We start from the raw sequence: 26,624 nt of genomic DNA on the forward strand, positions 1-26,624 counted from the left end.
ATCGGGATGTTCCAGGAGTTCTTCTCGCGCAGCACGCTGCTGGTGTGGCCCCTGGTCGGGCTGCTGATCAGCGTTGCGTTCTTCGTCGGGGTGCTGGCCTTTGTTTTCCTGGGCCTGCGCGACCGGGGACGCGTCTCGGAATTGGCGGCGCTGCCGTTCGGCGACAACGAGGAAACTATCGAAGCCCATGCCAACGGGAGGGCCGGCTAAATGAGCGACAACCACGACAACACTCGCGACAACCGTGCCGACTACCAGCAGGACACGGTCATGGCCCACGAGTACGACGGCATCAAGGAGTTCGACAACCGGTTGCCGAACTGGTGGATGTGGATCATGTGGGGGTCGATCGTCTTCGCCCTCGCCTACTGGCTCGTGTTCCACACGCTCAGCCTGAAGCCGCTGTCGGTCGAGAAATTCGAGACGACGATGCAGAAGGCCCAGGAACTGCAATTGGCGCGGGCCGCGGCCCAGGGCGTCGACAACAACTTCCTGGTCATGATGAGCCAGACCGCGTCGAAGACTACCGAGGGCCGCGACATCTTCGTGAAGCACTGCGTGGCCTGCCATCTGGACAAGGGGCAGGGCCTGGTCGGCCCGAACCTGACGGACGGCGTCTGGATCCACGGCTGCGAGCCGATGGCCATGCTCAAGACCGTGACCGACGGCGTGCCCGCCAAGGGCATGCCCGCCTGGCAGAACCAGCTGGGACCGTCGCGCGTGCAGGCGGTGGTGGCATACGTGATGACCATCCGCGGCACGAACGTGCCGGGCAAGGCCCCCGAAGGCCAGCCTTGCCAGTTCTGAACGGGCCCCATCGGGCCCGCGAGGAGGGCGGTCGCTTTTCAGCGGCCGCCCTCTTACTTTGCGCAAAAGGACAGGAACCGGCTCGGACATCGCCTGGGGCGAGGGCCCGCCGGGGAAGGACGGAACGATGAGTGACCAGGACAACTCCCGCGGCACGGACGCACCGCAGCCCGCCGACACCACCGGCGGCGACGCCGCCGGCCGGCGCTCGAAGAAGCGGCAGCCCGACCTCAACAGCGTCTATTCGATCAACGCCGACGGGTCGCGCAACTTCCTGCAGGTCGCCGACGTGCGCGGCCGCTGGACCGTGCGCAAGTACATCATCTACTACTTCCTCATCGCCATCTACCTGGCGGCGCCGTGGATCACGATCGGCGGGCACCCGATGGTGCTGATCGACATCCCGCAGCGTTCGGCGTACCTGATGGGCGCCACGTTCACGAACCAGGACTTCCACCTGTTCTTCTTCGTGCTGATCGGCGGGGGCATCGGCCTGTTCGTGGCCACGTCGCTGTTCGGTCGTGTGTGGTGCGGCTTCGCCTGCCCGCAGACCGTGTTCATGGAAGGTGTGTACCGTCCCATCGAGCGCCTTCTCGAGGGCGATCGGGCCACGCGGATGAAGCGCAACAAGCAGGGCGGCGCCGATGCGATCTGGCGCAAGACGGTCAAGCACGCCGTGTTCCTCTTCCTGAGCTGGAACTTCGCGATCGCCTTCATGTGCTACTTCATCCCGACGCGGACGATGGCCGGCATCATCCCGTTCTTCGAAGGGAACACCACGGCGCTCATCTGGTCGCTGTTCTGGACCGGGCTGCTGTACTTCGACTACAGCTGGTTCCGCGAACAGACGTGCCTGATCATCTGCCCCTACGGGCGCCTGCAGTCGACGCTGGTGGACTTCGATACCATCATCATCGGCTACGACCAGAAGCGCGGCGAGCCGCGCAGCCACGGCGTGGACTCGGGCGGCGACTGCATCGACTGCCGCCGCTGCGTGGACGTCTGCCCGACCGGCATCGACATCCGCAACGGGCTGCAGATGGAGTGCATCGGCTGCACGAACTGCATCGACGCCTGTGACGAGATCATGGACAAGATCGGCAAGCCGCGGGGCCTGGTGCGGTTCGACTCGTCGCGCGGGTTCGAGACCGGCATGTCGCGGCTGCTGCGGCCGCGGTTCTTCCTGTACGGCGCCATCATCGCGGTACTGGTGACGCTGTTCGTGATGCGCGCAACCTCGCGCGAATCGTTCCAGGTGACGGTGATGCGGTCGCAGGGCCTGCCGTTCACGATCGAGAACGGCGTGATCCGCAACCTCTACACGCTGCACCTGCAGAACAAGACCGACTCGGAACGGGTGTACCGCCTGGGCGCCTCGCCGGGCACGCTGGCGGGACATGCCGGCGTGGAGTACATCATCCCCCAGGACCGCATCGCGCTGCCGGCGCTGGCCGACCGCCAGTTGACGGTGTTCGTATCGATGCCGATGACGAGCTACACGGAGTCGCAGGAGTTCGCGTTCACGGTGACGGATTCCATCGGCGGCATCACCCAGGACATCTTGGTGCGCTTCCGCGGGCCCTGAGCCGCGCCGGAACGCGAAGGACGGGGCATGCGGAAGTGGCTGTACGACAACCCGTGGATCTGGGTGGTGCTGTTCCTGGCCTGCCTGATCGGGGCCAGCGTGGCGACGGTGATCATCGCCGAGGTGAACAAGCCGGAGATCGTCAAGCCGAAGACGCCCCGCAAGTCCCGGGGCGGCACGCCGTCCTCGCAGGCCGCCATGTGGCGGTGGGACAAGACGTTGGATGGCTCGGCCCGCGAGGTTGCCCCGCGCACCTTTCAGACCGGTTTTTAGTCATTTCGATATTGTCTTTGTTCGCTAACCGAACATAGTGTATGATATGTGGCGCACGGGCCTGCCCCGCAAAGGGCTGGGCTCCCAACCCCGGCGGCCGGGATCCAGCCGCCAGCGCCAGCGCCGGAGGACCACCGCGTGACACGCCACAGCCTCAGCACCCTGCTTTGCGTGACAGCCCTGGCGATCCTCGCCATGGCCGGCGCGACGACCCGCGCGGTCGCCTCGTGGTCGCTCGTCTGGGCGGACGAGTTCAACGGCACCAGCCTGGACGCCGCGAACTGGACGCCGGATATCGGCAACGGCTGTCCCGACCTGTGCGGCTGGGGCAACAACGAGCTGCAGTACTACCGCTCCCAGAATGTGGCCGTCACCGGCGGCAACCTCGTCCTGACCACCCGCGCCGAGTCGTACGGCGGCTCCGCCTTCACCTCGGGCAAGGTCCACACGCGGGACAAGCATTCGTTCCTGTACGGGCGCGTCGAGATGCGCGCAAAGCTGCCCACCGGCGGCGGCATGTGGCCGGCCTTCTGGATGATGCCGCAGGACAACGTCTACGGAGGCTGGGCGTCGAGCGGCGAGATCGACATCATGGAGTCCGCGAACGGCACCACCTCGGTCGGCGGTGCGCTGCACTACGGCGGCACCTATCCCGCGAATACATCCACGAGTTCGTCGTACTCGCTGGGCGGCGCCAACTTCGCCGACGCCTTCCATGTCTACGCCGTCGAGTGGGAACCCGACACGATCCGCTGGTATGTGGACGGCGTCCTGTTCATGACGCGCACCAGCGCGCAGTGGTACTCGAACGCGGTTCCGGGCAATGCGCGCGCCCCGTTCGACCAGCCGTTCTACATCATCCTGAACGCCGCGGTCGGCGGCTGGTACACCGGCTGCACCAGCTCGGCCTGCGTCACCGCGAGCCTGCCCCAGCAGTACCTCATCGATTATGTCCGGGTCTACGAGGACATCCTGAACGCCGAACCGGTGGTCACGATCACCGCGCCGGCGCCCGCCGCCACGCTTCCGGCCGGCGACATCACCATCACCGCCACGGCAAGTGATGCCGATGGCACGGTGGACCTGGTCGAATTCTATAACGGCGCGACGCTGCTCGGCACCGATGCGACCGCGCCCTACGAATACACCTGGACCTCCGTTGCCGCGGGCTGCTACGCGCTCGGCGTCCGCGCTGTCGACAACCTGGGCGGCAGCGGCAGCGCCGCGGTCGACGTGACGGTCGGCGCAGGCTGCGGCCAGGCTGCCTACACGGGCAATCCGATCATCTTGCCGAGCCGGATCCAGGCCGAGGACTACGACGTGGGCGGGACCGGCATCGCCTACCTTGACGTCGACGCCACCAACAACGGCGGGCAGTACCGCCCGGCCGAGGGCGTCGACATCGAAGCCTGTTCGGACACCGGCGGCGGCTACAACACGGGCTGGACCAATCCCGGCGAGTGGATGGAGTACACGGTCACGGCCCCGACGGCCGGCGGCTACACCATCCGGGCCCGCGTCTCGTCGCTGCAGGGCGGCGGCGCATTCCGCCTCGAGTTCAACGGCGTCGACAAGACGGGCAGCATCAGCGTCCCCAACACGACCGGCTGGCAGACGTGGACCACCATCTCGAAATCGGTGTTCCTGCAGGCCGGCACGCAGGTGATGCGGTTCGTACCGACGGCCGCGGGCTTCAACCTCAACTGGTTCGAGTTCGCCAGCGGCGCCTCGGCGGTGCAGCCCGGCCTGCAGCCTGCGGGCTACGCGCTGCACCCGTGCCATCCGAACCCGTTCAACCCGTCCACGACGATCAGCTTCGACCTGCCGGAGCCGGCGGCGGTGCGCCTGGCGATCCACGACCTGTCCGGCCGACTGGTGAGGACACTGGTGGCCGGCGAGATGACCGGCAGCGGCCGCCACGAGGTCGTCTGGAACGGTCGCGATGAAGCGGGCCAGGTCATGGCGGCGGGCGTGTACTTCTACCGGCTCGATGCGGCGGGATACTCCGAGACCCGGCGGATGACGCTGCTGAAGTAGGCGCGCGTAAGACACCACGGGCCCGGGCCACGCTGACGGCGCGGCACGGGCCCGTGTTCGTTCACGGACGCGCGCGGCTCAGGACTGGCCGCAGGCGGCGGGCTCGGCGGCCAATCCGCCCACTCCGGTTCCCGCTGCCGGCTCGGCCGGCAACGGCTGGAAGTGCCGCTCCGGATCGAAGCCCCCCGCGAGCAGCGCGCCCATCTCCACGTTGCCGTTGAAGGGCGTCTCGGCCGGGATCCCCCACTTCGCCTTGAAGACCGACCACTGCCGGCGGATCTGCGCCAGGTAGTCGATGCCCGCGGCGGCGAAACTGCGGCTGCCGAAATGATGGATGAAGACGCCGCGCGCGACCAGGCACTCGTAGCCGGACAGGTGGGCGCGCAGGCAGTAGTCGTTGTCCTCGTAGTTGCCCAGCCCGAAGATCTCGTCCAGCCCGCCGATGCGCGCCAGCAACTCGCGCTTGATCAGCAGGCACATGCCCGTCAGGCGCAGTGTCCGCTCGATCTCGCCGTCGTGACGCGAAGCCTCGGCAGCGGCGAACTCGCCCAGCCCCGCCAGGCTCTCCTCGTCGTAGCCCACCGAATCCAGCTTCTGCAGGCCGGAAATGTTGTTCGTGACCGGGCCCACGAGGCCGGCGCGCGGGTTCGCCTCGGCCACCTGGAGCAGGCGCTCGAGCCAGTCGCCGGTGACCACGGTGTCGCTGTTGAGCAGCACCAGGTGCCGGCCGTGCGCCGCAGCCAGGCCCAGGTTACAGCCGCGCGCGAAGCCGAGGTTGTCGCCGTTGAGGATCACGCGAACGCGCTTGTGGTCGCGGGCCAGCCCCTGCAGGTACTCGGGCGTGCCGTCGGTGCTGCCGTTGTCGACGAAGATGAGCTCGTGGCGCACGTCGGTGTTCGTCAGCAGCGACTCCACGCACAGCCGCGTGTAGTCCAGCGCGTTGCAGGTGGGCACGATGACGCTGGCCACGGGCGCCAGCACGCCGCTGACCGGCGAACCGGGGCTGCGGCCGTGGTGGTAGTCGCCGTAGGCGAACGCGATGCCCGGCTCCACCCAGGGGCGGATGCCGCCGTTGTCCTGCGCCACGGCGCCGCCGGCGGCCGGGGCCACGAAGTCGGGACGTGCGCGGCCGAGCCAGGTCGCCGTGAGCAGCACCTGGTCGTCGTTCGTCGTCAGTTCATAGCGCCGCGCATCGGCGTCGGGATCATTCTCGGCCGCGCGCAGGCGCGTCATCACCGTCTCGGGGCGGTACACGCACAGCCAGCCGCGCGCGCCCAGGCGCAGGCAGAGGTCCAGGCCGGCAGGTTCGCCCTCGGCCATGGGCTTGGGTCGCGCGAACTCGCGCCCCATGCCCTCATCGAAGCCGCCCACGGCGAAGAACGCCGAGGCGCGCACGCAGATCGCCTCGCCGGACAGCCCCTGCACCGCCAGGGGGCGCAACGACGCGCCGAAGTCGGCCTGGCGCCCGGCGTGCAGGCTGCGGCCCGACAGGCGCGGGCGTCGCGGCTGGTCCCAGCGGATCACGGCCAGGCCCGCGTGGTCGATGCGACCGTCCTGCAGGATGACCTTGCCGGCGGTGGCGCCGACCAGCGGGTCCTTCTCCAGCGTGTCGACCAGCGCTTCGGCCCAGTGGGGGCCGAGCACCATGCCGGGATCCAGAAAGACGATGAAACGGCCACGCGAGGCGCGCGCACCGCGGTTGCGCGCGGCCGACCGGCCCTCGTCGGTGTCGTCATTGACCAGGCGCAGCCGGGGATTATCGGCCAGCTTGGACAGAAACTGGGCGCTGCCGTCGGTGGAACCCTGGTCGATGACAATGATCTCGTGGGCCGCGGCAGGCGCCTGGTCCCGGAGCGTGGCCATAGTGAACTTCAGCGAATTCAACTGGTTACGACAAACGATAACGACGGACAGCAGCGGCCCGGGAGCGGTCATGTCGGCTCTCCTGATCAGCGATGGCCGGAATGGGTTCGGCGCCTGCTTCCGCCGTGCAAGCGGTGGACCGCGACCGGTGCGAGGCAGAACCTGCCGGGGCATTCACGCCGCCCATGGCGGCGCGCGGGCGGCTTGCCCGTGCCGGCGGTCGATGCTAGGGTTGGCCGCATCGCGGGCGGGCTGCGTCCCGCGCCCCGCATCGCCCCGTTCATCCTTCGATCGGAATCCCGGCGGCCATGAATCGCGCGCAACCGTCCCTGATCGCCATGACCGACGGTGCGCGGAGCCGGGTGCACGCTGCCGCCGTGGCCGGCGTGCTGCTGGTCGCGCTGGTCGTGCGCTGGTGGGCGGCCGCCCACAACGAGTTCCCCACCGTCGACGGCACGCAGTACCTTGACCAGTCCTGGCAGCTCTGCTTCCGGGGCCAGCTCGTCTACAGCTGCTTCCCGCCCGGTTGGCCGCTGCTGGTGGCGCTGCCGCTGCGCTTCCTGCCGGCCGACGACCCGCAGTCGATGCTGACGGCCGCGCACATCGCCAACGTGGTGCTCGGCGTGTTGTCCGTTTGGTTGACGTGGCTCCTGCTGCGGAGGCGGCTGGGCTTCGCCCTGTCGCTGGCGGGAGCTGTGCTGGTGGCGCTGCTGCCGCAGTACGTGGTGCTGGCCAAGAGCGACCTCTCGGACCCGGCCTACATGTGCGGACTGCTGGGCGGCTGGCTGCTGCTGGAGCGCAGGCGCGACCTGCCTGCCGCGCTGGTGCTCGGGTTCACCTACCTGGTGCGGCCCGAGTCGGCGCTGGCCAGCCTGGGACTCATCGCGTGGCGCTGGCGCGCGGATCGTCGCGTGCCCTGGCGGCTGGTGATCGGGCACGCCGTCCTCGTGATCCCCTACCTGGTCTTCCTGCGCGTGGCCGGCGGCGCCTGGGACATCAGCAGCAAGACCGTGGCGCTGACGCAGAGCGTGGACGCGCATCCGGGACTGGACTACGCGGGCCTGATCGGCGCGAACCTCGCCAAGCTGGCGCCGTTGCTGACGGGACAGCTCGGCGTGCCGCTGGCGCTGCTGGCGGCGTACGGCATCGTGCGACATCGCGGGGCCTGGGCCTGGCTGCTGCTGCCGCTGGCATCGGTGCCGCTGGTCATCAACCCGATGGTGGTGCGGTTCTGGCTGCCGTACCTGCCGGTGCTGCTGCTGGGCGCGGGCCTGGGGGCGCGATCGCTGGTGGACCTGGTGGCGCGGCGGAACGCGGCCGGTGGCGCACGCGGAACGAGCACGCCGCGGGTCGCGCCGACCATCGCGCTGGCCGTGCTGGTGGCGAGCGGGCTGGCGGTGGCCGCGATCGATGATGCGCCCCTGATCCGGCGCAACACCGAGGCCTACTACGGCTTGAAGGATGCGGGGCTGTGGCTGCGCCGCCCGACCACGCGGGAATCACTGGTCGCCGACTACAAACCGTATGCGGCCTTCTGGGCCGGAACGCGGTTCCTGAAGTACCCCGAACTGGGGAATGCGCTGGAATACGCGCTGTGGGCCCGGAACCAGGACGTCGACTACCTCGTCGTGAACGTCCAGACCGTGCGCCAGTACCTGCCGGGGCTCGATGGGCTGCTGGTCAGCCCGCTGGCGCCGGAGCTGGCCGACAAGCTCGAGCTGGTGCACACCTGCTTCTACGAGCGCGTCGGGGACAATACCGTTGTGTACCGCGTAAAGCGCTGACCGGTTCCACGGTCGCGGGTCGGGTCGCTATTCAAAGACCCTGATCGTCCCGTCCAGCGGAACCACCAGCAGACGTTTTCCATCGTTCGACCAGGCCAGATCGTACGGCGTTCCGGGACACGGCGCCTTCAGCAGGTGCGCACCGGTGGCCGGATCCCACAGGTGGACGTGACCGTCCGAGCCGGCGGTGGCCAGGCGACGGCCGTCGGGCGAGAAGGCCACGGCGATCTGGCCGCCGTTGGCCACGCTCATCTCCCTTTCCAGGCGCCAGGATCCCGTCGCCCACACCCGGACCAGCCCGCTGTTCGACGCCGCGGCCAGTCGCGTGCCGTCTTGCGAGAACGCCGCGCGCAGGCTGCCGTCGCCATGGCCTTCGAGTCGCGCCACCAGAGCGCCAGTCGACGGTTCCCACACCCTCACCACGCCGTCGTCGCCGCACGCCGCCAGCAGCGGCAACATCGGGTGCCAAACCGCATCGCTGAATGATGAACTGTCGGCCAGGGCGGCGAGGTCGGAGCCATCGCGTGTCGACCAGACCCGAAGCACCGGCCCCTTCGCCGGCGAGGCCAGCCAGCGACCGTCGGCGCTGAAGTCGACGGCCGTGCTCTGCGTGTCCACCCTGTGCTCCCGAATCATCCGCGGCGGCGTGGATCGCAGGTCCCAGACGCGGACCAGGCCGTCGTTGCCGGTCGTGGCCAACAGGCTGTCTCCCGGACTCCAGGCAGCGCGTACACCGGACTCGCCGTGCCCGTCCCACTGCGTCACCGTGCTGCCGGTTGCCGGATCGATGATGGCGATCCAGCCGCCCCAACCGGTCGACGCCGCATGCCAGCCGTCGGCACTGACGGCGATCGCGTAGCCGGTGCCCGGCAACGACCAGCGGGAATGCACGGCGGCGAGCGCTGCCAGGTCCCAACGGCGGACGACTCCGCCGGCGTCGCCGCTGAAGAGCGTACTGCCGTCGGGCGTCACGGCCAACGCCGTCACTGTCTGCTCATGACCATGCCAGGCCGACAAGTGCTCGCCCGTGTCCGCGTCCCAGATCCGCAACGTCAGGTCCTTCGAGACGGTGGCCACGCGATGGCCGCCGGGAAGCCAGACGACATCGTTCTGCGGCAGCCGGGCACCTTCGGCCTGTTGGTGCAAGGTGTGCAGCAATGCACCGGTTGTCGTGTCATGGATCCGCACGGCGCCGTCGTCGTGCGCCACGGCCAGGCGCGTGCCGTCCGCGCTGGGGCGACATTCGTTGACCCGCTTGTAGGCTGGATCCTCGGGCGGGAACTTCCGGAAGACCTGCTCCCAGGTGGCGGTGTCATAGGCCGCGACGTCGTAGTCCCAGGTGCCGATCCACAGTCGGCTCCCGTCCGGCGTGAAGTTGACCGAACCGATGGGCTTGACGCCGTGCTCGAGATGGCGCCGATTCGCGCCGGTGGCCGCATCCCAGATGTCGACGACTCCCCACACGCCGCGTTCATCGCTGCGCTTCCAGGAGACGGTCGCCACCTGCGTTCCGTCCGGGCTCCAGGCGACCGCCGCCACGCCCTGCCCGATACCGGCAATGCGCCTGGCCTCGAGGGCCGTAGCGACATCCCACAGGCGCAGGGTGCCGTCCGAGCCGACGGACGCGATCCGGCTCCCGTCCGGCGAGAAGCGCGCATTCCAGGTGGCGCGCGTGTGCCCTGACAACAGCGCCACCCGCGACCCGGTGGCCGCATCCCAGAGGATGACGTCGGTGCCGCCACAGGAAGCGAGGAGCTTTCCGTCCGGACTGGGCGACAGGTCGGTGACGGGTGCCTGATGGGCGTTGAAGGCCGCGGCGCTGCGATCGAGCGCCGCGCGAAGGTAGTTCCACTCCCAGCCGCGATGCGCAGGCGGCGCCTCTTCGAGCCAATGCTTCGCCGCCGCCACGTCATGCAACTGCAGGCCGGCGTCGGCTGCGGCGAGGGTGGCCACGTAGTAGCGGTAGTCCGTGGCATCGTCGGCGTGCGCTGTGGCGCTGGCCAGCGAGAGGCCGGCAGCGAGGATTGCGGCCGGAACTCGAGCGAGGATCGGGTAGCGCATGGGTTTCCACCTCGGGCACCTGTGGCACCGGCTGCTTCGGGAACCACGGACGGTTATCGACGGCTCTTGCGCCGGCGCAACTCCGCCACCGGCGCAACCTCGCTCAGCCCCGCGCGTGCCGCGCCGCGCGACGAACGAACGCCGCCGCATCCAGCCCTTCGTCCTCGACCAGCGGCAGGTGCGGGAAGCGCCGGCGGATCGTCGCCGCCAGCAGGCCGTCGGTGCGCGTCGGCTCGGCGCCGGGCACCGCGTATAGCAACGCCGTGCCCACGCCGCAGCTGGGCGAGCGCGCCTTCAGCACGAATCCCGACACGCCCAGCGACTCGCAGCGATCGAGCGCCGCCTCGATCCAGGCCAGGGTGCGTTCGGTCCAGTCCTCGCCGGTCACGCCGCCGATCATCCGGGGCGCGATGGCATCACCGTGCAGGTCGACCGGCTCGCGCGGCACCGGCATGCCGGCGCCGACCTCCGGGCACAGCGGCACCAGTTCCGCCAACGCAGCGAGCCCGTCGCGCACGGCGGCACAGGTCTTCTCCTGGCCGTCGTAGCGGACGGGCTCGCCCAGCAGGCAGGCGCTGACGGCGATGCGGAGCGTCGTCGGCGCCGGTGTCATCGCTCAGGCCTTCGGCAGCTTCTTGTGCGCCTCGATCAACTGGTCGACCACGCCGGGGTCGGCCAGCGTCGTCACGTCGCCGAGGCCGGTGTACTCGCCGGCCGCGATCTTGCGCAGGATGCGCCGCATGATCTTGCCCGAGCGCGTCTTCGGCAGCCCCGGCACGATCAGGATGGCATCCGGGGTCGCAATGGGGCCGATGACGTGCCTCACCTGCTCCTTCAGCGCGCCCACCAGTTCGCTGCCCGAACCGCTGGCCGCGTCGGCGCTGAGGATCACGTACGAGAAGATGCCCTGGCCCTTGATCTCGTGCGGGAACCCGACCACCGCGGCTTCGGCGACCGCCTCGTGCGCCACGAGCGCGCTCTCCACCTCGGCGGTGCCGAGGCGATGTCCGCTGACATTGATGACGTCGTCGACGCGGCCGGTGATCCAGTAGTAGCCGTCCTCGTCGCGCCGGCAGCCGTCGCCGGTGAAGTAGTAGCCGGGATACTGGGTGAAGTACGTGTCATGGAAGCGCTGGTGGTCGCCCCAGACCGTGCGGGCCTGGCCGGGCCAGGTGCGCTCGATGCAGAGGTTGCCCGTGACGCCGTTGCCCTCGAGGATCTGGCCGTCGGCGTCCATCAGCACCGGCTTGACGCCGAAGAACGGCAGCGTGGCAGAACCCGGCTTCAGCGGCGTGATGCCCGGCAGCGGCGTGATCATGATGCCGCCGGTCTCGGTCTGCCACCACGTGTCCACCACGCAGCAGCGCTTCTTGCCCACCTTGTCCCAGTACCACTTCCAGGTGTCCGGGTTGATGGGCTCACCCACGGTGCCCAGCACCCTCAGCGACTCGCGGGAAGACTTCGCCAGGAACGCGTCGCCTTCGCGGGCGATGGCGCGCAGCGCCGTGGGCGCCGTGTAGAAGATGTTGACCTTCAGGTCATCGACGATCTGCCAGTAGCGCCCGGCATCGGGATACGTCGGAATGGACTCGAACATGACGGTCGTGGCGCCGTTGGCCAGCGGCCCGTAGATGATGTAGGAGTGTCCCGTGATCCAGCCGATGTCCGCCGCGCAGAAGTAGATGTCGCCCGGGCGGTAGTTGAAGACCATGCGATGCGTCATCGACGCATAGACCATGTAGCCGCCCGTAGTATGCAGCACGCCCTTGGGCTTGCCGGTCGACCCCGAGGTGTAGAGGATGAACAGCGGGTCCTCGGCGCCGATCCACTCGACGGTGCAGGTCGAGCGCTGCTTCTTCATCTCCTCGTCCAGCCAGAAGTCGCGACCCGCGCGCATGGGCGACGCATGGTCGGTGCGACGGGCCACCAGCACGGTGCGCACCGTCTCCAGCCCGTCGACGGCGCGATCGACCGTCTCCTTCAGCTTGACCACCTTGCCGCCGCGCAGGCCCTCGTTGGCCGTGACCACAACATGGCACTGGGCGTCGAGGATGCGGTCGCGGATGGCGTCGGCGCTGAAGCCGCCGAAGATGATCGAGTGCACGGCGCCGATGCGCGCGCAGGCCAGCATCGTATAGGCCAGCTCGGGCACCATCGGCATGTAGATCGCCACGCGATCGCCCTTGTTCACACCGTGGGCCTTCAGCACGTTGGCCACGCGCGCCACCTGGTGCTTGAGCTGCCGATAGGTGATGTGCTCGTACTGGCCCGGCTCGTCCTTCACCCAGATGATGGCCGTCTTGTCGCCGAGCGTGTTCAGGTGGCGGTCGACGCAGTTGTAGCAGGCGTTCAGGCGCCCCCCCAGGTACCAGCTGAAGTCGACGTTCTCATAGTCGTGGTCGAACACCATCCGCGGCGGCACGAACCACGAGAGGGTCTCGGCCTGCTTGCCCCAGAACGTCTCCGGGTCATCCAGCGACAGCCGGTACAGCCGCTGGTACTCGGCCATGCTGCCGATGTAGGACGTGGCGGCAACATCGGGATTCGGCCCGTAGACTTCGCTCTTGTTGTCGTCGGCCATGGTCCGGCCCTCCTGGGGGGTGCGCGCGGGATCGGCCGCCGACCGGCAAGGGTGCCCGGCGGCGGGACGTGGTGGCATCGGGGCATCGCCCGGGGAAGTCATACCATTGTTGTCCGCGCAGAACAAGGCCCCTGCGCCCGGCGACTGTTCCCCGGCGGCAGGCCGGGCCTTCCCGGCACCAGGGACCGTCCCGGGCTTGCCATGTCGGACCGGGCCGGGCATCATGCCGGTGCCTGCCGCTCGCCCCGGCGGCCGGGAAGGAACCACCGGTCGGGCGCCCCCGCCGTCCCGCATCCCAGGAGCTGGTACCAGTCGATGCTGCGATCCCCCGTTGCCCGCTACGCCCTGGGCGTGTCCCTGGGCGCCCTCGCCGGCGCGAGCCTGTGCCTGAGCGTGCTGCCGATGGGCCTGCAGATGGCCGGCTACGGCAGTCGTCTGGCGCTGGGCTACTACCTCAGCCGCTACATCCCGTTCGCGGCGCTGGTGATGGCGGCGGGGGGCTGGGGCGTGGTCCGGTCACGGCATCCGCTGGCGGCGATGGCGGTATTCTCGCTGGCCGGCCTGGGCACCGGGCTCATGCTCACGGGCGTGGCCCTGGAGCGCGCGCCGCGCCTGATGGCCGCCGGCGCGGCCGCCGGCTGGGTGTACGGGTTGCTGGGCGGGCTGGTTCTCGGGCGCATCCTGGCGCCGCCGGTCGTCGATGAGGAGCCCGCGGCCGCCGTGACCGGGAACGCCGACGAGGCCGTCAATGCAGACGGCGCCGGCAGTGAGCCTGCCGACGCCGCCGATCCGGAACAACGCGACTTCTTCTAGCCCGCGTCAGCTGCGGTTCGCCCCCTCGGTAAGCAGTCGGAGCTCATCCACCGCTTCCGCCACCGCGCGCGACTGGGCCTGCAGATCCTGCCCGGCCGCTGCCGATTCCTCGGCGCTGGCGGCCGTTCCCTGGGTGACATGGTCCAGCCGCGTCATGGCGGCAGTGATCTCGCCCACGCCCTGCGCCTGCTGGCGGCTGGAGGCTGCTACCTGGGCCACCAGTTCACGCACCGAGGTGACGCCGGTGGCGATCTCCTCGAGGATGCCGCCCACGTCGCCGGTGGCGACAACGCCCTGGTCCGAGCTCTGGCGTGCCTTCTGGATGAGGCTGTCGGTGCTGCGGGCGGCCTCGGCGCTGCGCTGGGCCAGGTTGCGCACTTCCTCGGCCACGACCGCGAAGCCGCGGCCGGCATCGCCGGCCCGCGCCGCTTCGACCGCCGCATTGAGCGCCAGCAGGTTGGTCTGGAAGGCGATCTCGTCGATCGTCTTGAGGATGCGCGCCGTTTCGTCGCTGGACGACTTGATGTCGCCCATCACGCGCCCGAGGTTCCGCATCGCCTCGACGCCGCGTCCGGCCGCGTCGGCCGCCGTTCCGGCCAGTCCGTTCGTACGGTCGGCGCTCTCGGCATTGGTCCGGGTGGTGGACAGGATCTGCGCCATGGCCGCGTTCACTTCCTGCAGTGACGCGGCCTGCTGGTTGGCGCCTTCGGCCAGTGACTGGCTGCTCGTGGCCACTTCACCCGACGAGAGGCCCACCTGCGCCGATGCCGTGCTGAGCGTGTCGGCCACGTGCCCGACCTGCCGCGCGATGCGACGGGAGACCAGGAACCACACGGCGCCGGCCATCAGCAGCGACACGAGACTGGCGATGCCGATCATCACCAGGGTGCGCTGCGAATAGGAGGCCACGGCCACTTCGGCCGCGCCGAACTCGTCAAGGTAGGCACCGGCGCCGATGACCCAGTCCCAGGGCTCGAAGTAGACGAAGCGGGCGATCTTATTGCGCGCGTCCTCGTCTCCCTTGTTCAGCCAGGGATAGATCTGCTCCCCGACCTGGCCGTCCGGCAGCGCCTTCGCCTTGGTCACGATCTCCTGGATGAACGTCGTGCCGTTGGCATCCTTGGCTTCCCAGAGGCTCTCGCCGTCGCGCTTGCCGTCCTTGGAGACGACGTAGTTGCCCTTGCCGTCGAGCACGTAGACGTAGCCGGTCTGCCCGACCTTCACGTCCATGATCGACTGCCGCAGGGCCGTTGCGCTCTCCAGCGGCACGCCGAAGTAGGACATGCCGACGATGCCGCCGGCGGCGTCGCGGATCGGCTCGTAGGCGGTGACGTACCAGCGGTCGACCACGAAGGCGCGGCCGCGGTAGACCTGGCCCGCGAGCACCGACTTCAGCACGGGATTGGGCTGGCCGTCGGAGTTCGTCGCCGGGATGAACTTGCCGATCGCGCGCTTTCCGTCCTTGGTCTGCACGTTGGTGCACACGCGCAGCATGTCGCCGCCGTCGTTCATGCGCTGGAAGATGGTTGCGGTGCCTCCGACGAGGTCGCGCACCTCGTCCACGACCGGGCTGGGTGCGGCGATATCGGCGTTCTGGCCGAGCCACGTTTCGCCCGCCATCAGGCGCGGAAGATCGATCGTGGACGTCGCCTTCGTGAACTGGTTCACCGCCGACCACGACACGGTTTCGCTGCCCAATGCCGGCGCCCCTGCGCGTGCCAGTGCGGCGCGCGTGACCGACAATCCATCGATCACCGCATCCTCGAGCACGGCCTGTTGCGTGAGGCACATCGCCTCGATGCCCTGCACCAGGTGGTCGAGGTCCTGGATGGCGAGCTTGCGTACCTCGGCTGAGGTGGCCTCGCGCATCTGCATCTGCGAGATGACGACGACCCCGAAAATGATCGCCAATGGCACCAACAGCAGGGCCAGGCCGGTGCCCAGCGTGCGGCCGCGAAGGGTCATACCCCTGAACATGTTGTACTCCCACAATCGGTACGGGCGTGGGCGAGTTGGATGGACGACGGGATATTCGTCGGCACTACGGGGAAGATCTTGATGAATAGTTTGCAAATAAGATATCTGAGCACTATGGGTTGCCCTGGCAGGATCGGGCAGGTCGACCGGCCCGTCAGAGCCTGACGGCGCGGACGGTCAGCGGCCAGGAGACGGGACGCCGGGCGCGGGCCTCGCCCCAGGCGCTCCGCAATTGCGGTTCGTACCCGGCCAGCGGGTCGCACCCGGTGTCCGCCCGGCAGGCGGCGACCGCCGACCAGCTGGCGAGATAGCCGAGCAGGTGGCCGAGGTTCCACGCGGCGGTCATCGCGAAGGCCGGGGCGGGCACCTCATCGCCCGGTGGCGCCAGGCGGGCGTAGCCGTCCTCCACGTGACGCCGCTCGGGCGGCCACCAGGGGTCCAGTTCGGCATAGAGCGCATCGACGACCGCGTCCACTTCTTCGGTCACGCGGTGCAGGTTGTACGTCCAGACAGCGAGCACGGCGCCCGGCACCGCCACGCGGCGCGCCTCGGCCAGGTAGGCTGCGCGATCGAACCAGTGCCAGGCCTGGGCCACGGTGAGCAGGTCGACCGAACGGTCCGCCAGCGCCGGCAGCGTCTCGGCGGCGACATGGTAACGGACCCCGGGATGGGCGGTGGCGCGGGCGATCTGGTCGGCGCTGGGGTCGCTGGCCTCGACGCGTTCGAACCGGACGGCCAGCCCGACCGAGGCCTGGCCGCTGCCGCAGCCCGCATCCCAGGCCAGCCGCGTGGCCGGCGCCTGCACGGCCAGCCAGTCGTAGAGGGCGTCCGGGTACGCCGGACGGAACGCGGCGTAGTCGGCAGCCTGGCGCGAGAAGTGGTCCTTGAAGGCCATGCTTCAGCGCGAGCGCAGCTGCTCGAACAGGCCCTTCAGCGGGCCGAACTTCGCGGTGTAGTCGGCCTGGCTCCGCTCGATGACCTCGTGCGCTTCCGCCCGGCCGTAGATGTGCGTGATCTCGGTCTCGCTGCGCCGCGCGCCCGGCGCGTCCTTGTAGGTCAGGAAGTAGTGGCGCAGGCGCTCGACCATGGAAGCCGGGCACTCGTAGATGTCGCGCAGGTGACCGTAGATGGCGTCGGTGCCCAGCACGGCGATGATCTTGTCGTCGGCCTCGTTGCCGTCGATCATGCGCAGCCCGCCGATGGGCGTCACCGTCAGTAGGATGTCGCCGTGCGTGATCGTCTTCTCGGCCAGGATGCAGATGTCCAGCGGATCGCCGTCGCCGACGATGCCCTTGCGTGACGCCTGCTGCATGCAGTATTCAGCCACCTTCGGGCCGCAATAGGTCTGCGGCAACAGGCCGTAGAGCGTCGGGTACACGTTCGAGAACTTCTGGGGCCGGTCCACCTTCAGCAGTCCGGTGGGCTTGTCGAGCTCGTACTTCACCGTGTCGGTGGGCACGATCTCGACATACGCCGTCACACGCTCGGGCGCCTCGTCCCCTATGGCCACGCCATGCCAGGGGTGCGCGCGGAACAGGTGATGCAGCAGTTCGATATCGACTTCCATGCGAGGCTCCCGCCATTGGGTTTCCGGGGTGCGGCCGGCCAGGTGCCGCGGGCGATTCCGCCGTTCAAGATACTGCCGATCCGTGCGGATGAGAACCGCGACCTGCGCCCGGCCCTTGCCATCATGGACAGCGGCCCGGTTTCATGTTTTCTTGTCGAAGCCCGTGCCACCAGTGGCCTGGCGTCCGACCGACAGTCATCGGCCGGCGCCGCCCGAGGTTGACCCATGTCCGCAGGACCAGAAGCCCACGGCGCCCGTCCCGCCGCCCATCCTGCCGCCGCCCTGCCGGCTCCGGGACCGGCGGCGTTCGCCACCGTGGGCCCGGCGCCGAACGGCCCGCTGGTCGATCCGCAGGGTCGCCGCCTCGACTACCTGCGCCTGGCGGTCACCGACCGCTGCAACCTGCGCTGCCGCTATTGCATGCCTGCGGCCGGCGTGGCCCTGGGCGAGCGCGACGAAATCCTCTCCATCGAAGAATTGATCCGTGTCGGCGCCCTGTTCGCGGGCCTCGGCGTGCGCAGCTTCCGCATCACCGGTGGCGAGCCGCTGGTACGCCGGGGCGTCGTCTCGCTGATCGCGGCCCTGCGCGCGCTGCCGTCGTCGCCCGAAGTGCTGCTGACCACCAACGGCCTGCTGCTGGTGGAGCACCTGGACGGCCTTATCGACGCGGGGCTGAAGCGCGTGAACCTCAGCCTCGACTCGCTGGACCAGGGAACCTGGACGGCGATCACGCGTCGCGAAGGCTTCGAGCGCGCACGCTCGGCCATCGACCTGGTGCTGGCGCGGGGCCTGGGCCTCAAGCTGAACATGGTGGTGCTGCCGGGCTGGAACGACCATGAACTGGATGATTTCGTCGAGCTCACGCGTGAGCGCGCGATGACCGTGCGCTTCATCGAGCCGATGCCGTTCCTCGGCGAGGGCCGGCTGAGCGGTCCGGGCATCTCCGGTCCGGAGATCCTGGCGCGCCTGTCCGTCAGGGAACAGGTCGAGCCCGAGCCGGTGCGCCCGGGCGCCGTGGAGAAACTGTTCCGCGTGCCCGGCCATGTCGGGCGCATCGGGATCATCGAGGGGCACAGCCGCACGTTCTGCGGCACGTGCCGACGCCTGCGCATCGACGCGCGGGGCCGCCTGCGCACCTGTCTCTACGGACGTCCGTCGGCGTTCCTGCGCCCGCTGATGCGCGCCGGCGCCGACGACGACGCGCTGGTGGCCACGGTCCGTCGCGCAGTGGCCGGGCGCCTGGCCGATGGCGTGGCCGCCGAGACCGAGCACCGGCGGCACAATCTCGAGAGCATGGTCAACATCGGCGGCTGACCGGCCCCGGCCGCGCTGCCGCCCGGAGAAGGGATCTGCCCGCCGTGTCCAGCGAGACGTCACGCGTATCGCCCCCCGCCCCGACTTCCACCGCGCCGGCCGGCCAGCCCGTGCCCTATGCCGAAGCCCTTGGCCTGGTCCTGCGCCACGTGCTGCCGCTGCCCGCCGAGACGGTGCCGCTCGACCGCGCCCTCGGCGCGTACCTGGCCGAGCCCGCGCGTGCGCGTTCGCATTCGCCCCGCTTCGAGCAGTCGGCAATGGACGGCTGGGCCGTGCACGTGGCCGACCTGGCCGGCGCCACGGCCGCACGGCCGGTGTCCCTGCGCGTGGCCGGCTCGCTGCCGGCCGGCACGGCGCGGCGGCAGTTGCTGAAGCCGGGCGCGACGATCCGTGTCTTCACGGGCTCGCCGCTGCCCGGCGGCGCCGAGGCCGTGGTGGTGCAGGAAGTCGTCGGCGCCGAGGGCGAGACAGCCGTGTTCCGCGCACCGACGCGCGCCGGCGCCAACCTGCGTCGCGTGGGCGAGGAATACCGGCGGGGTGATGTGCTGTTGCCGTCCGGCTGCGTCGTGACGCCGCCGGTGCTCGGGCTGCTGGCGCAACTCGGGCGCGCCGCCGTGAAGGTCGGCGGTCGCCCCGCGGCGCTGGTGATCACGATGGGCGACGAACTGGTGGAGCCCGGCGTCAAGCCCGGGCGCGCGCAGGTCATCGACGCGAACGGCCCGGCGATCTGCGCCGCGCTGCGGGCCGCCGGCGCGCGAGCGGTGCGCCATGTGCGCGTGCCCGACGACCCGACGGCGCTCCGGCGCGCCCTGGCGCAGGGCCTGCGCGGCGCCGACCTCGTGGTGACGGTGGGCGGCGCCTCGGTGGGCGACCACGACCACGTGCCGGCGGTGCGGGCGCAGCTCGGCATCAACGAACTCTTCGGCCGTGTCGCCATCCGCCCGGGCCTGCCCAACTGGTTTGGCCTGGCGCCGGCGGGAACGCCCGTGTTCGGCCTGCCGGGCAACCCGGTCTCGGCTCTGGTTTCCTTCGAGCTGCTCGTGCGCCCGGCCGTGCGGCGTTTGTGCGGCGCCCCTTTGGATGCGGCAGCCGGACCCGGCGCAGCCGATGGCAACGCTACGCTGGCGTCAGCAGCCGCCCCCACCGGTGAACGCGAGACCTGGCTGCGGGCCCGGCTCGAGACGGACACTGCCGGCAGCGTACGGGCCGTCCCCGAAGCAGGCCAGGGTTCGCATATGCTCAGCGGACTGGCCCGCGCGCAGGGGCTGGTCGTGTTGCCGCCCGGCACGGCATCGCTGCCGGAAGGAACGTCGGTTCCCCTGCACAGGCTGGAGTGGTTCGAGAGATGAAGATCGATTCCCTGACCATCACGCGGCCTGACGACTGGCACCTGCACCTGCGCGACGGCGCGTTGATGGGCGCGGTGCTGCACCACACGGCGCGCCATTTCGGACGCGCGGTGGTGATGCCGAACCTGAAGCCGCCGGTGACGACGGCGGCGGCCGCGTCGGCCTACTACGACCGCATCCTCGACGCCCTCGAGCCCGACATCGACTTCACGCCCCTGATGACGCTGTACCTGACCGACGCCACGAAGCCGGCCGAGATCGAGCGCGCGAAGTTCGAGGGCTTCGTGGTCGCCGCGAAGCTGTATCCGGCCGGCGCCACGACCAACTCCGATGCGGGGCTCACCGACCTCAAGCGCGCGCTGCCGGTCTTCGAGGCGCTTGCCGGTTGCGGCCTGCCGTTGCTGGTGCACGGCGAGGTCACCGACCCGGCCGTCGACGTCTTCGACCGCGAGGCGGTCTTCATCGAGCGGCACCTGCGCCCGCTGCTCGACGAGGTGCCGGACCTCAAGGTCGTGCTCGAGCACGTCACGACGAAGCAGGGTGTCCAGTTCGTGAAGCAGGGCCCGCCCACGCTCGCCGCCACCATCACCGCCCACCACCTGCTTCTGAACCGCGGCGCCATGTTCCAGGGCGGGCTCAACCCGCACTTCTACTGCCTGCCCGTGCTCAAGCGCGAAGAGCACCGCCTGGCCCTGCTGGCAGCGGCCACCGGCGGCTCGCCCAAGTTCTTCCTCGGCACCGACAGTGCGCCCCACGTGCGGGCCACCAAGGAAACGGCCTGCGGATGTGCCGGGATCTTCAGTGCGCCGGCAGCCATCGAACTCTACGCCACCGCCTTCGAGCAGGCCGGTGCCCTCGACCGCCTGGAAGGGTTCGCCGGCAGGCACGGTCCCATCTTCTATGACCTGCCCTTCAACCGCGGCACGCTGACCCTCGTGCGCCGCCCCAACCCGGTGCCCGCCGTGGTCCCAGCCGGGGAAGCCGGCGACCTCGTGCCCCTGGGCGCAGGCACCACCCTGGACTGGTCGGTCCTGCACCCGGCCGCCGGGCACCCGCTCCAGGGCTGAACGGGCCTGATTTCGACCATTGACATGATTCCCGTTTTCATGTAACCTTTTGGTTACCTATGAAACCCGACTCCATGGACGCCGTCTTCACGGCCCTGGCCCACCCGGCCCGACGCAGGATGCTCGACATCCTCATCAGCATGCCCGGGTGCAGCGTGAACGACGTCGCCAAGTACTTCCCGATGAGTCGGGTCGCGGTGATGAAGCACCTGCGCATCCTGCGTGACGCCGACCTGGTGATCTCGCAGAAGAACGGCCGCCTGCGCGAGATGTATTTCAATGCGGCGCCGGTCCAGCTGGTCTACGACCGCTGGACGACGCAGTACAGCCGCTTCTGGGCCGCCCACGTCAACGACATCAAGTTCCAGGTCGAGGAGGAGGAAGCCGAACATGACCGCGAACGTTAAACAGGTGTACCGCATCACCATCAATGCCCCCATCCGCAAGGTGTGGGACGCCCTGACCCGCACCGGCGAGCCGCTGCCGTTCTTCTTCGGCTCGGTCATGCACACGACGACGCTGGGCCCGGGCGCCCCCATCCGCATGCGCACGCCCGACGGCAAGTTCACCGGAGTGGTCGGCGAGGTGCTCGAGTTCGCCCCGCCACACCGCTTCAGCCACACCTTCAAGTTCACCTCGCTGGACGACGCGCCCTGTCGCGTGACCTACGAGCTGGTCGAGGTGGACGGCGCCGTGCAGTTCACGCTCACCTCGGAAGGCATCACTGCCGGCACCAAGAGCGAGAAGTACATGAAGCAGGGCAGCGAGTTCATCGGCGCCACGCTGAAGGCGCTGTGCGAATCCGGCCGCCCCACCCTGAAGCAGCGCCTGATGCTGGCGATGATGAGCGCCACCGCCTTCACGTCGCCCAAGCGCAGCCGCAGCGAACACTGGCCGCTCGACGGCCGCATTTCCTGAGCGGGAGGTAACCGAGATGGCCAAATCGCCTGACGACGCGATGGCGACCATGATCGCCAACCTCAAGGAGAAGACCGGCCGCACGCTGCCCGAGTGGGTGTCGCTCGTGGCGAAGAGCGGCCTGGCCAAGCATGGCCTGATCGTGGCGATGCTCAAGGCCGACCACGGCGTGGGCCACGGCTACGCCAACCTCATCGCGGCGACCGCACTGCAGGGCGACGGCCCCGCCCCCGGCGGCGACGACCTGGTGGCCGCCATGTTCGCCGGCGAGAAGCAGGCGCTGCTGCCGGTCTGGACCGCGATCGAGAAGGCCGTGCGGGCCTTCGGCGGCGACGTCGAGGTCTCGCCGAAGAAGACGTATGTTTCGCTGCGCCGCTCCAAACAGTTCGCGCTGGTGCAGCCGACGACGAAGACGCGTGTCGACGTCGGCCTCTGCCTGAAGGGTGAGCCGGCCGGGCCGCGCCTGGAGGCGGCCGGCAGCTTCAACGCGATGGTCAGCCATCGCGTGCGGCTCGAGAAGCCGGGCGACGTCGACAAGGAACTGGTGGCGTGGCTGAAGAAGGCCTACGGGTCGGCCTAACCCGGTGATCGGTCTGGGCGAGGCGGCGGCCCCGGTGTAACCTCGGGGCCGCGCCTGCGTCCCATCACCTGGCGCCACACCCCCCATCCCGCCGCCCGAGGTTGGCCATGTCCGCATCCGTCCGCTCCCATGCCGCCGCCGTCGCGTGCGCGGCCGCCCTCATGCTGGCTCTGGCCGGCGACGCGATCGCCGGGTCCCTCGACATCCCCGTGCGCGGCGCCGGCCTGTCGTTCGGCAACTCGCGCACGTTCGACGGACTGCGCATCAACTTCCGCGACCGCGACCTCGAGTCGATCCGCGGCATCACCGTCTCGCTGTGGGCGCCGGCGCCGAAGTCGACGGGGCGCATCCAGGGACTCAGTCTCGGACTGGTCGGCACCGGCGCCGCGCGCCTCGACGGCATCACGCTGAACCTCGTGGGAGCCGGCGCGGAACGGCTGCGCGGCCTGGTCGTCGGCGGCATCGGCGTCGGCAGCGACGACTTCACGGGCGTGGGCCTGGGCGGGCTGGGCGTGGGCGGCGACCGGTTGCACGGCGTGATGGCCGGTGGCCTGGGCGTGGGCGGTGACGACCTCGCCGGCGTCTTCGTCGGCGGGCTGGGCGTGGGCGGCGACCGCCTGGCCGGGCTGTTCGTCGGCGGGCTCGGCGTCGGTGGCGACAACCTGGACGGCGTCTTCATCGGCGGGCTGGGCGTCGGCTGCGACCGGCTGACGGGCGTGGCGCTCGCGGCCGGCGGCCTGCGGGCCGACCGGTTCGCCGGCCTGGCCGCCTGCGGGGCCTACCTGCGGGGCGACACGCTGGAAGGCGTCGGCGTGGGCGCCTGGAACCGGTTCGGCGGCCACGTCGAGGGACTGCAGGTCGGCATCATCAACTATGCGGCCGAGCTGCATGGGGTGCAGATCGGGCTGCTCAACTACGCCGGTAACAACACGCGAGGCACCCGGTGGCTGCCGGGCCTGAACTGTCATTTCGGTGATTGAGACCGCGGCGAACGTTGTGAGCGGCACAGAAAATAGTCCGGCCGCGCCGGCGATGGGCGCGGCCGGACCCAGCGACTTCAGCGCGTCCTAGGGGCAGACGCTGTCGTTCTGGTGCATGTCCCAGCAGGCACGCATCCCGCCGTTGTAGTCGGGCACGAGCAGGCTGCCGCTGCCGTCCCGTTCGTTCCAGCGGATATCGTAGTCGTGTCCCGTGCCGCCGTCGTGGAAGCCGACGATGCACTCGGGCGCGTCGTGGCGGTACGTGAGCAGGTCGCCGATGTCCTCGCCGCTGATGCACTCGAGGGTCAGGTATGCACCCTCGTCATCATCGCCCCACGCCAGTTCACCGACCGCGGGGTTACCTGCCAGTTCCGGATCGTGGAAGGTCCAGCTGCCCTCGGCGCCGTCGCGCGCCGTCTGCCCCTCGAACCAGAGCACATTGTCGAAGGCAGGATCGTTCGACAGCGCCGTGACGCGCAGCTCCCATTGAACGACGTCGCCGATCTCGTGTCCGCGCAGGCGGATCTGGGCTTCCTCGGGGCCGTTCACCCAGGTGTACACCCACAGCCAGGATCCGTCCGGCTGGGGCGAGGGGATCGTGTGCAGGGCCACCGCAAACGCCGTCACCGGCGGTGCGAGCACGAGATGCGTCAACGCGTCGACGACGACAACGCGCAGGTAGGCGTTCACGAAATTGTCGTGGGTGCCGAACTCCTTGGCCGACAGGGCCGCACCCTGGTCGAAGAAGGCGAGGTCCGGCACCAGGCGCTCGGGGTCGGGCAGCGTGGGCGCCGCGGCAGTCGGAGTCGGCTTGACGGTGTCCGAACCGCAGCCGCACGCGAGCGCGAGCACGGCGATGGCCGTCACCAGGGCGAGCAGGCGAACGGGGCGGGTGATGGTGTTCATGTCATGACCTCCGGTCGGGGGAGCGGTGCGTCACAGGGATCGCCCGGGATCACGCAATATCGGGGCCGGGGGCCACGCGCCGGCATCGACGCCACAACCCGCTGAGACGATGCCTGTTATGCATGAGAGGGCCCGCCCGGCAACCCGTCCGGGATGTGACTGTTCACGACAAGCTGTAGCGATTCTTCAACAACTCCGGCACAACGGTCACGCCCCGCATCCCCGCCGGCTGTGCCCTAGAGCTTACGCGGCCGCACCATCGCCTCGGGCGAGAGCAGCCGATCCAGCTCCTCGCGCGAGAGCAGGCCCTTCTCCAGCACCAGTTCATAGACGCCGCGCCCCGTCAGCAGCGCCTCCTGCGCCAGCTCGGTGCTGGTGTCGTATCCGAGCACCGGGTTCAGTGCGGTGACCACGCCGATGCTGCGCTGCACATGCTCCCGGCAGCCCTCGACATTGGCCGTGATGCCGGTGCTGCAGCGCAGGCGCAGCGGCTCCATGCCGTTCTCGAGCATGTCGATGGAATCGAGTAGGCTCTGCACGATGACCGGTTCCATCACGTTGAGCTCGAGCTGGCCCGCCTCGGCAGCCATCGTCACGGTCAGGTCGTTGCCGATCACCTTGAAGGCGATCTGGTTGACCACCTCGGGAATGACCGGGTTGACCTTGCCGGGCATGATCGACGAGCCCGGCTGCATGGGCGGCAGGTTGATCTCGCCGAAGCCCGTGCGCGGCCCGCTCGAGAGCAGGCGCAGGTCGTTGCAGATCTTCGAGAGCTTGACGGCCAGGCGCTTGAGCGCCGAGCTGTACATGACGAAGGCGCCGGTATCCATCGTCGACTCGATCAGGTGCGGCGCCAGGCGCACCGGCAGGCCGCTCGTCGCGCGCAGGTGGGCAACGGCCTTCACGCCGAACTCGGGATCGGCGTTCAGGCCGGTCCCGATGGCGGTTCCGCCGAGGTTCACCTCGAGAAACAGCGCCGCGTTCTGCTCCAGGCGCTCGATTTCCTCGCCCAGCGTGACGGAGTAGGCCTCGAACTCCTGGCCCAGGGTCATTGGGACGGCGTCCTGCAGCTGCGTGCGGCCCATCTTCAACACGTCGGTGAACTCGGCGGCCTTGGCGGCGAACGCGGCCACCAGATCGCGCAGCACGGCGCAGATGCCCGCGTTGGCGTGGATCAGCGCCACGCGCAGGGCCGTGGGATAGGCATCGTTCGTCGACTGCGACAGGTTCACGTGGTTGTTCGGGTGGCAGTAGCTGTATTCGCCCTTCTCGTGACCGAGCAGTTCCAGCGCCCGGTTGGCGATCACCTCGTTGGCGTTCATGTTCGTCGAGGTGCCGGCGCCGCCCTGGATCAGGTCGACGACGAAGTGCCCGTGCAGCTTGCCCTGCTGGATCTCGTGGCAGGCCTGCGTGATGGCGTCGGCGATCGGCTGCGGCAGGTGGCCCAGCTCGGCGTTCGCCCGGGCGCAGGCGTCCTTGACCATGGCCAGGCCGCGCACGAGGGCCGGATGATGGCTGAGCACGACGCCGCTGATCGGGAAGTTCTCCACCGCGCGCAGCGTCTGGACACCGTAGTAGAACTCGTACGGCACCTCGCGGTCGCCGAGCAGGTCGTGCTCGGATCGCGTGCGTCCGCTCAGGTACTGCGCGCCGGGATTGGCCAGGCGGGCCGAGGCCAGCGTCATGCGCCGCGAGATCACGCGCACGGTGCGCGCCAGGATCTTGGCCGCCAGCGCCGGCTCCACCGCCAGCAGGTCCAGGAAGCGCTCGCGCGGCAGGCGCACGATGCGGCAGGCGCTGAGGGCGCGCCCGCACGAGGAGTGCGGGTAGTCGTCCAGGAAGCTGCCCTCGCCCAGGAAGTCGTGCGGGCCGAAGTAGGCCATGCGCTTCTCGCCGCCACCGGGCACCCGCTGGAACAGTTCCACTTCGCCCTGCTCGATCAGGTGCAGGTTGCGCCGCGGCGCATGCTCCTCGAAGAGAAGCTCGCCGGCGGCGACGTCGACCACGATCACGCGGTCGGCGATCATCGTCAGTTCAGCAGGCTGAAGGTCGCGGAAGAGTTCGATACGGGACAGGAATTCGCGCAGGGCAGCTTCGGGCACGGTGACGCCTCCGGGTGGTGGGACCATCACCAAGGTCGCATGCCCGGGCGCGCGGGGCAA

The 26,624-nt window shown here is 69.5% G+C and carries 24 protein-coding genes; 15 read left to right on the plus strand and 9 right to left on the minus strand.

The genetic code is table 11. From position 1 onward, the window contains the following. Window positions 1-6 precede the first annotated feature (6 nt). From IPG61_05370 to IPG61_05390, 5 genes are all read left to right on the plus strand, one after another. Entirely contained in the window at window positions 7-210 is a 204-nt protein-coding gene (locus IPG61_05370; protein ID MBK6733507.1) for a hypothetical protein, read from the plus strand. Then, window positions 211-807: a c-type cytochrome gene (locus IPG61_05375; protein MBK6733508.1), complete on the plus strand. Its 597-nt coding sequence runs from the start codon at window positions 211-213 to the stop codon at window positions 805-807. Between the two features lie 127 nt (window positions 808-934). Next, on the plus strand, window positions 935-2,392 hold the full coding sequence (gene ccoG, locus IPG61_05380) for a cytochrome c oxidase accessory protein CcoG (protein MBK6733509.1): 1,458 nt from the start codon (window positions 935-937) through the stop codon (window positions 2,390-2,392). Window positions 2,393-2,419: 27 nt separating this feature from the next. Continuing rightward, complete coding sequence (locus IPG61_05385; protein ID MBK6733510.1) at window positions 2,420-2,665, plus strand: hypothetical protein; 246 nt, start codon at window positions 2,420-2,422, stop codon at window positions 2,663-2,665. 138 nt (window positions 2,666-2,803) lie between these two features. Next, window positions 2,804-4,702: a family 16 glycosylhydrolase gene (locus IPG61_05390; GenBank protein MBK6733511.1), complete on the plus strand. Its 1,899-nt coding sequence runs from the start codon at window positions 2,804-2,806 to the stop codon at window positions 4,700-4,702. Between the two features lie 78 nt (window positions 4,703-4,780). Here the strand turns inward: IPG61_05390 and IPG61_05395 are convergent, their stop codons facing one another. Beyond that, the gene (locus IPG61_05395; protein ID MBK6733512.1) at window positions 4,781-6,637 is read right to left on the minus strand and encodes a glycosyltransferase family 2 protein; all 1,857 of its coding nucleotides are present in this window, start codon (window positions 6,635-6,637) and stop codon (window positions 4,781-4,783) included. Between the two features lie 236 nt (window positions 6,638-6,873). Here IPG61_05395 and IPG61_05400 point away from each other — a divergent pair, with 236 nt between their 5' ends. Then, window positions 6,874-8,349, plus strand: coding sequence for a glycosyltransferase family 39 protein (locus IPG61_05400; protein MBK6733513.1), 1,476 nt, complete (start codon window positions 6,874-6,876; stop codon window positions 8,347-8,349). 27 nt (window positions 8,350-8,376) lie between these two features. Here the strand turns inward: IPG61_05400 and IPG61_05405 are convergent, their stop codons facing one another. The 3 genes from IPG61_05405 to acs form a co-directional block, all read right to left on the minus strand. Then, a complete protein-coding gene (locus tag IPG61_05405) occupies window positions 8,377-10,410 on the minus strand; it encodes a hypothetical protein (protein ID MBK6733514.1) in 2,034 nt (677 codons plus the stop codon). Window positions 10,411-10,513: 103 nt separating this feature from the next. Next, window positions 10,514-11,023: a DUF523 domain-containing protein gene (locus IPG61_05410; protein ID MBK6733515.1), complete on the minus strand. Its 510-nt coding sequence runs from the start codon at window positions 11,021-11,023 to the stop codon at window positions 10,514-10,516. A gap of 3 nt (window positions 11,024-11,026) precedes the next feature. Further along, window positions 11,027-12,991 (minus strand): acetate--CoA ligase, encoded by a 1,965-nt coding sequence (gene acs, locus IPG61_05415; GenBank protein MBK6733516.1) that lies wholly within the window; start codon window positions 12,989-12,991, stop codon window positions 11,027-11,029. A gap of 315 nt (window positions 12,992-13,306) precedes the next feature. Between acs and IPG61_05420 the strand changes: the two genes are divergently transcribed. After that, window positions 13,307-13,804, plus strand: a complete 498-nt coding sequence (locus IPG61_05420; GenBank protein MBK6733517.1) for a hypothetical protein — start codon at window positions 13,307-13,309, stop codon at window positions 13,802-13,804. A gap of 6 nt (window positions 13,805-13,810) precedes the next feature. Here the strand turns inward: IPG61_05420 and IPG61_05425 are convergent, their stop codons facing one another. From IPG61_05425 to IPG61_05435, 3 genes are all read right to left on the minus strand, one after another. After that, window positions 13,811-15,781 (minus strand): methyl-accepting chemotaxis protein, encoded by a 1,971-nt coding sequence (locus tag IPG61_05425; protein ID MBK6733518.1) that lies wholly within the window; start codon window positions 15,779-15,781, stop codon window positions 13,811-13,813. A 154-nt stretch (window positions 15,782-15,935) separates the two neighbouring features. Then, entirely contained in the window at window positions 15,936-16,676 is a 741-nt protein-coding gene (locus IPG61_05430) for a class I SAM-dependent methyltransferase (protein MBK6733519.1), read from the minus strand. A gap of 3 nt (window positions 16,677-16,679) precedes the next feature. After that, window positions 16,680-17,348: an inorganic pyrophosphatase gene (locus IPG61_05435; GenBank protein ID MBK6733520.1), complete on the minus strand. Its 669-nt coding sequence runs from the start codon at window positions 17,346-17,348 to the stop codon at window positions 16,680-16,682. On the opposite strand from IPG61_05435, the gene IPG61_05440 reads away from it, so the two are divergent. The 8 genes from IPG61_05440 (at window position 17,322) to IPG61_05475 (ending at window position 23,556) form a co-directional block, all read left to right on the plus strand. Continuing rightward, window positions 17,322-17,570, plus strand: a complete 249-nt coding sequence (locus IPG61_05440) for a hypothetical protein (GenBank protein MBK6733521.1) — start codon at window positions 17,322-17,324, stop codon at window positions 17,568-17,570. The genes IPG61_05435 and IPG61_05440 overlap by 27 nt on opposite strands. Window positions 17,571-17,573: 3 nt before the next feature. Then, window positions 17,574-18,662: a GTP 3',8-cyclase MoaA gene (moaA, locus tag IPG61_05445; protein ID MBK6733522.1), complete on the plus strand. Its 1,089-nt coding sequence runs from the start codon at window positions 17,574-17,576 to the stop codon at window positions 18,660-18,662. A 44-nt stretch (window positions 18,663-18,706) separates the two neighbouring features. Then, window positions 18,707-20,011: a molybdopterin molybdotransferase MoeA gene (locus IPG61_05450; protein MBK6733523.1), complete on the plus strand. Its 1,305-nt coding sequence runs from the start codon at window positions 18,707-18,709 to the stop codon at window positions 20,009-20,011. Continuing rightward, window positions 20,008-21,078 (plus strand): dihydroorotase, encoded by a 1,071-nt coding sequence (gene pyrC / locus IPG61_05455; protein ID MBK6733524.1) that lies wholly within the window; start codon window positions 20,008-20,010, stop codon window positions 21,076-21,078. The genes IPG61_05450 and pyrC overlap by 4 nt, the downstream gene beginning before the upstream one ends. A gap of 74 nt (window positions 21,079-21,152) precedes the next feature. Continuing rightward, window positions 21,153-21,485, plus strand: coding sequence for a helix-turn-helix transcriptional regulator (locus tag IPG61_05460; GenBank protein ID MBK6733525.1), 333 nt, complete (start codon window positions 21,153-21,155; stop codon window positions 21,483-21,485). Further along, window positions 21,469-21,996 (plus strand): SRPBCC domain-containing protein, encoded by a 528-nt coding sequence (locus tag IPG61_05465; protein MBK6733526.1) that lies wholly within the window; start codon window positions 21,469-21,471, stop codon window positions 21,994-21,996. Before IPG61_05460 ends, IPG61_05465 begins: the two co-directional genes overlap by 17 nt. 16 nt (window positions 21,997-22,012) lie before the next feature. Beyond that, a complete protein-coding gene (locus IPG61_05470; GenBank protein ID MBK6733527.1) occupies window positions 22,013-22,576 on the plus strand; it encodes a DUF4287 domain-containing protein in 564 nt (187 codons plus the stop codon). A gap of 107 nt (window positions 22,577-22,683) precedes the next feature. After that, window positions 22,684-23,556, plus strand: a complete 873-nt coding sequence (locus IPG61_05475) for a hypothetical protein (GenBank protein MBK6733528.1) — start codon at window positions 22,684-22,686, stop codon at window positions 23,554-23,556. Between the two features lie 87 nt (window positions 23,557-23,643). Here the strand turns inward: IPG61_05475 and IPG61_05480 are convergent, their stop codons facing one another. Both IPG61_05480 and aspA read right to left on the minus strand, forming a co-directional pair. Next, window positions 23,644-24,462, minus strand: a complete 819-nt coding sequence (locus IPG61_05480) for a hypothetical protein (GenBank protein MBK6733529.1) — start codon at window positions 24,460-24,462, stop codon at window positions 23,644-23,646. A 236-nt stretch (window positions 24,463-24,698) separates the two neighbouring features. After that, a complete protein-coding gene (gene aspA, locus IPG61_05485) occupies window positions 24,699-26,489 on the minus strand; it encodes an aspartate ammonia-lyase (GenBank protein MBK6733530.1) in 1,791 nt (596 codons plus the stop codon). Window positions 26,490-26,624: the final 135 nt, after the last annotated feature.

Source organism: bacterium (genome assembly GCA_016703265.1).
GTDB lineage: Bacteria > Krumholzibacteriota > Krumholzibacteriia > LZORAL124-64-63 > LZORAL124-64-63 > CAINDZ01.

Bases quoted from the DNA above. Each gene is read 5' to 3' on its own strand.
- IPG61_05465 (MBK6733526.1), top strand. From the start codon at position 21,469: ATGACCGCGAACGTTAAACAGGTGTACCGCATCACCATCAATGCCCCC.
- IPG61_05440 (MBK6733521.1), top strand. From the start codon at position 17,322: ATGCAGCAGTTCGATATCGACTTCCATGCGAGGCTCCCGCCATTGGGT.
- moaA (MBK6733522.1), top strand. From the start codon at position 17,574: ATGTCCGCAGGACCAGAAGCCCACGGCGCCCGTCCCGCCGCCCATCCT.
- pyrC (MBK6733524.1), top strand. From the start codon at position 20,008: ATGAAGATCGATTCCCTGACCATCACGCGGCCTGACGACTGGCACCTG.
- IPG61_05395 (MBK6733512.1), bottom strand. From the start codon at position 6,637: ATGACCGCTCCCGGGCCGCTGCTGTCCGTCGTTATCGTTTGTCGTAAC.
- acs (MBK6733516.1), bottom strand. From the start codon at position 12,991: ATGGCCGACGACAACAAGAGCGAAGTCTACGGGCCGAATCCCGATGTT.
- aspA (MBK6733530.1), bottom strand. From the start codon at position 26,489: ATGATCGCCGACCGCGTGATCGTGGTCGACGTCGCCGCCGGCGAGCTT.
- IPG61_05430 (MBK6733519.1), bottom strand. From the start codon at position 16,676: ATGGCCTTCAAGGACCACTTCTCGCGCCAGGCTGCCGACTACGCCGCG.
- IPG61_05405 (MBK6733514.1), bottom strand. From the start codon at position 10,410: ATGCGCTACCCGATCCTCGCTCGAGTTCCGGCCGCAATCCTCGCTGCC.
- IPG61_05420 (MBK6733517.1), top strand. From the start codon at position 13,307: ATGCTGCGATCCCCCGTTGCCCGCTACGCCCTGGGCGTGTCCCTGGGC.
- IPG61_05400 (MBK6733513.1), top strand. From the start codon at position 6,874: ATGAATCGCGCGCAACCGTCCCTGATCGCCATGACCGACGGTGCGCGG.
- IPG61_05410 (MBK6733515.1), bottom strand. From the start codon at position 11,023: ATGACACCGGCGCCGACGACGCTCCGCATCGCCGTCAGCGCCTGCCTG.
- ccoG (MBK6733509.1), top strand. From the start codon at position 935: ATGAGTGACCAGGACAACTCCCGCGGCACGGACGCACCGCAGCCCGCC.
- IPG61_05435 (MBK6733520.1), bottom strand. From the start codon at position 17,348: ATGGAAGTCGATATCGAACTGCTGCATCACCTGTTCCGCGCGCACCCC.
- IPG61_05475 (MBK6733528.1), top strand. From the start codon at position 22,684: ATGTCCGCATCCGTCCGCTCCCATGCCGCCGCCGTCGCGTGCGCGGCC.
- IPG61_05470 (MBK6733527.1), top strand. From the start codon at position 22,013: ATGGCCAAATCGCCTGACGACGCGATGGCGACCATGATCGCCAACCTC.
- IPG61_05370 (MBK6733507.1), top strand. From the start codon at position 7: ATGTTCCAGGAGTTCTTCTCGCGCAGCACGCTGCTGGTGTGGCCCCTG.
- IPG61_05460 (MBK6733525.1), top strand. From the start codon at position 21,153: ATGGACGCCGTCTTCACGGCCCTGGCCCACCCGGCCCGACGCAGGATG.
- IPG61_05375 (MBK6733508.1), top strand. From the start codon at position 211: ATGAGCGACAACCACGACAACACTCGCGACAACCGTGCCGACTACCAG.
- IPG61_05425 (MBK6733518.1), bottom strand. From the start codon at position 15,781: ATGTTCAGGGGTATGACCCTTCGCGGCCGCACGCTGGGCACCGGCCTG.
- IPG61_05385 (MBK6733510.1), top strand. From the start codon at position 2,420: ATGCGGAAGTGGCTGTACGACAACCCGTGGATCTGGGTGGTGCTGTTC.
- IPG61_05480 (MBK6733529.1), bottom strand. From the start codon at position 24,462: ATGAACACCATCACCCGCCCCGTTCGCCTGCTCGCCCTGGTGACGGCC.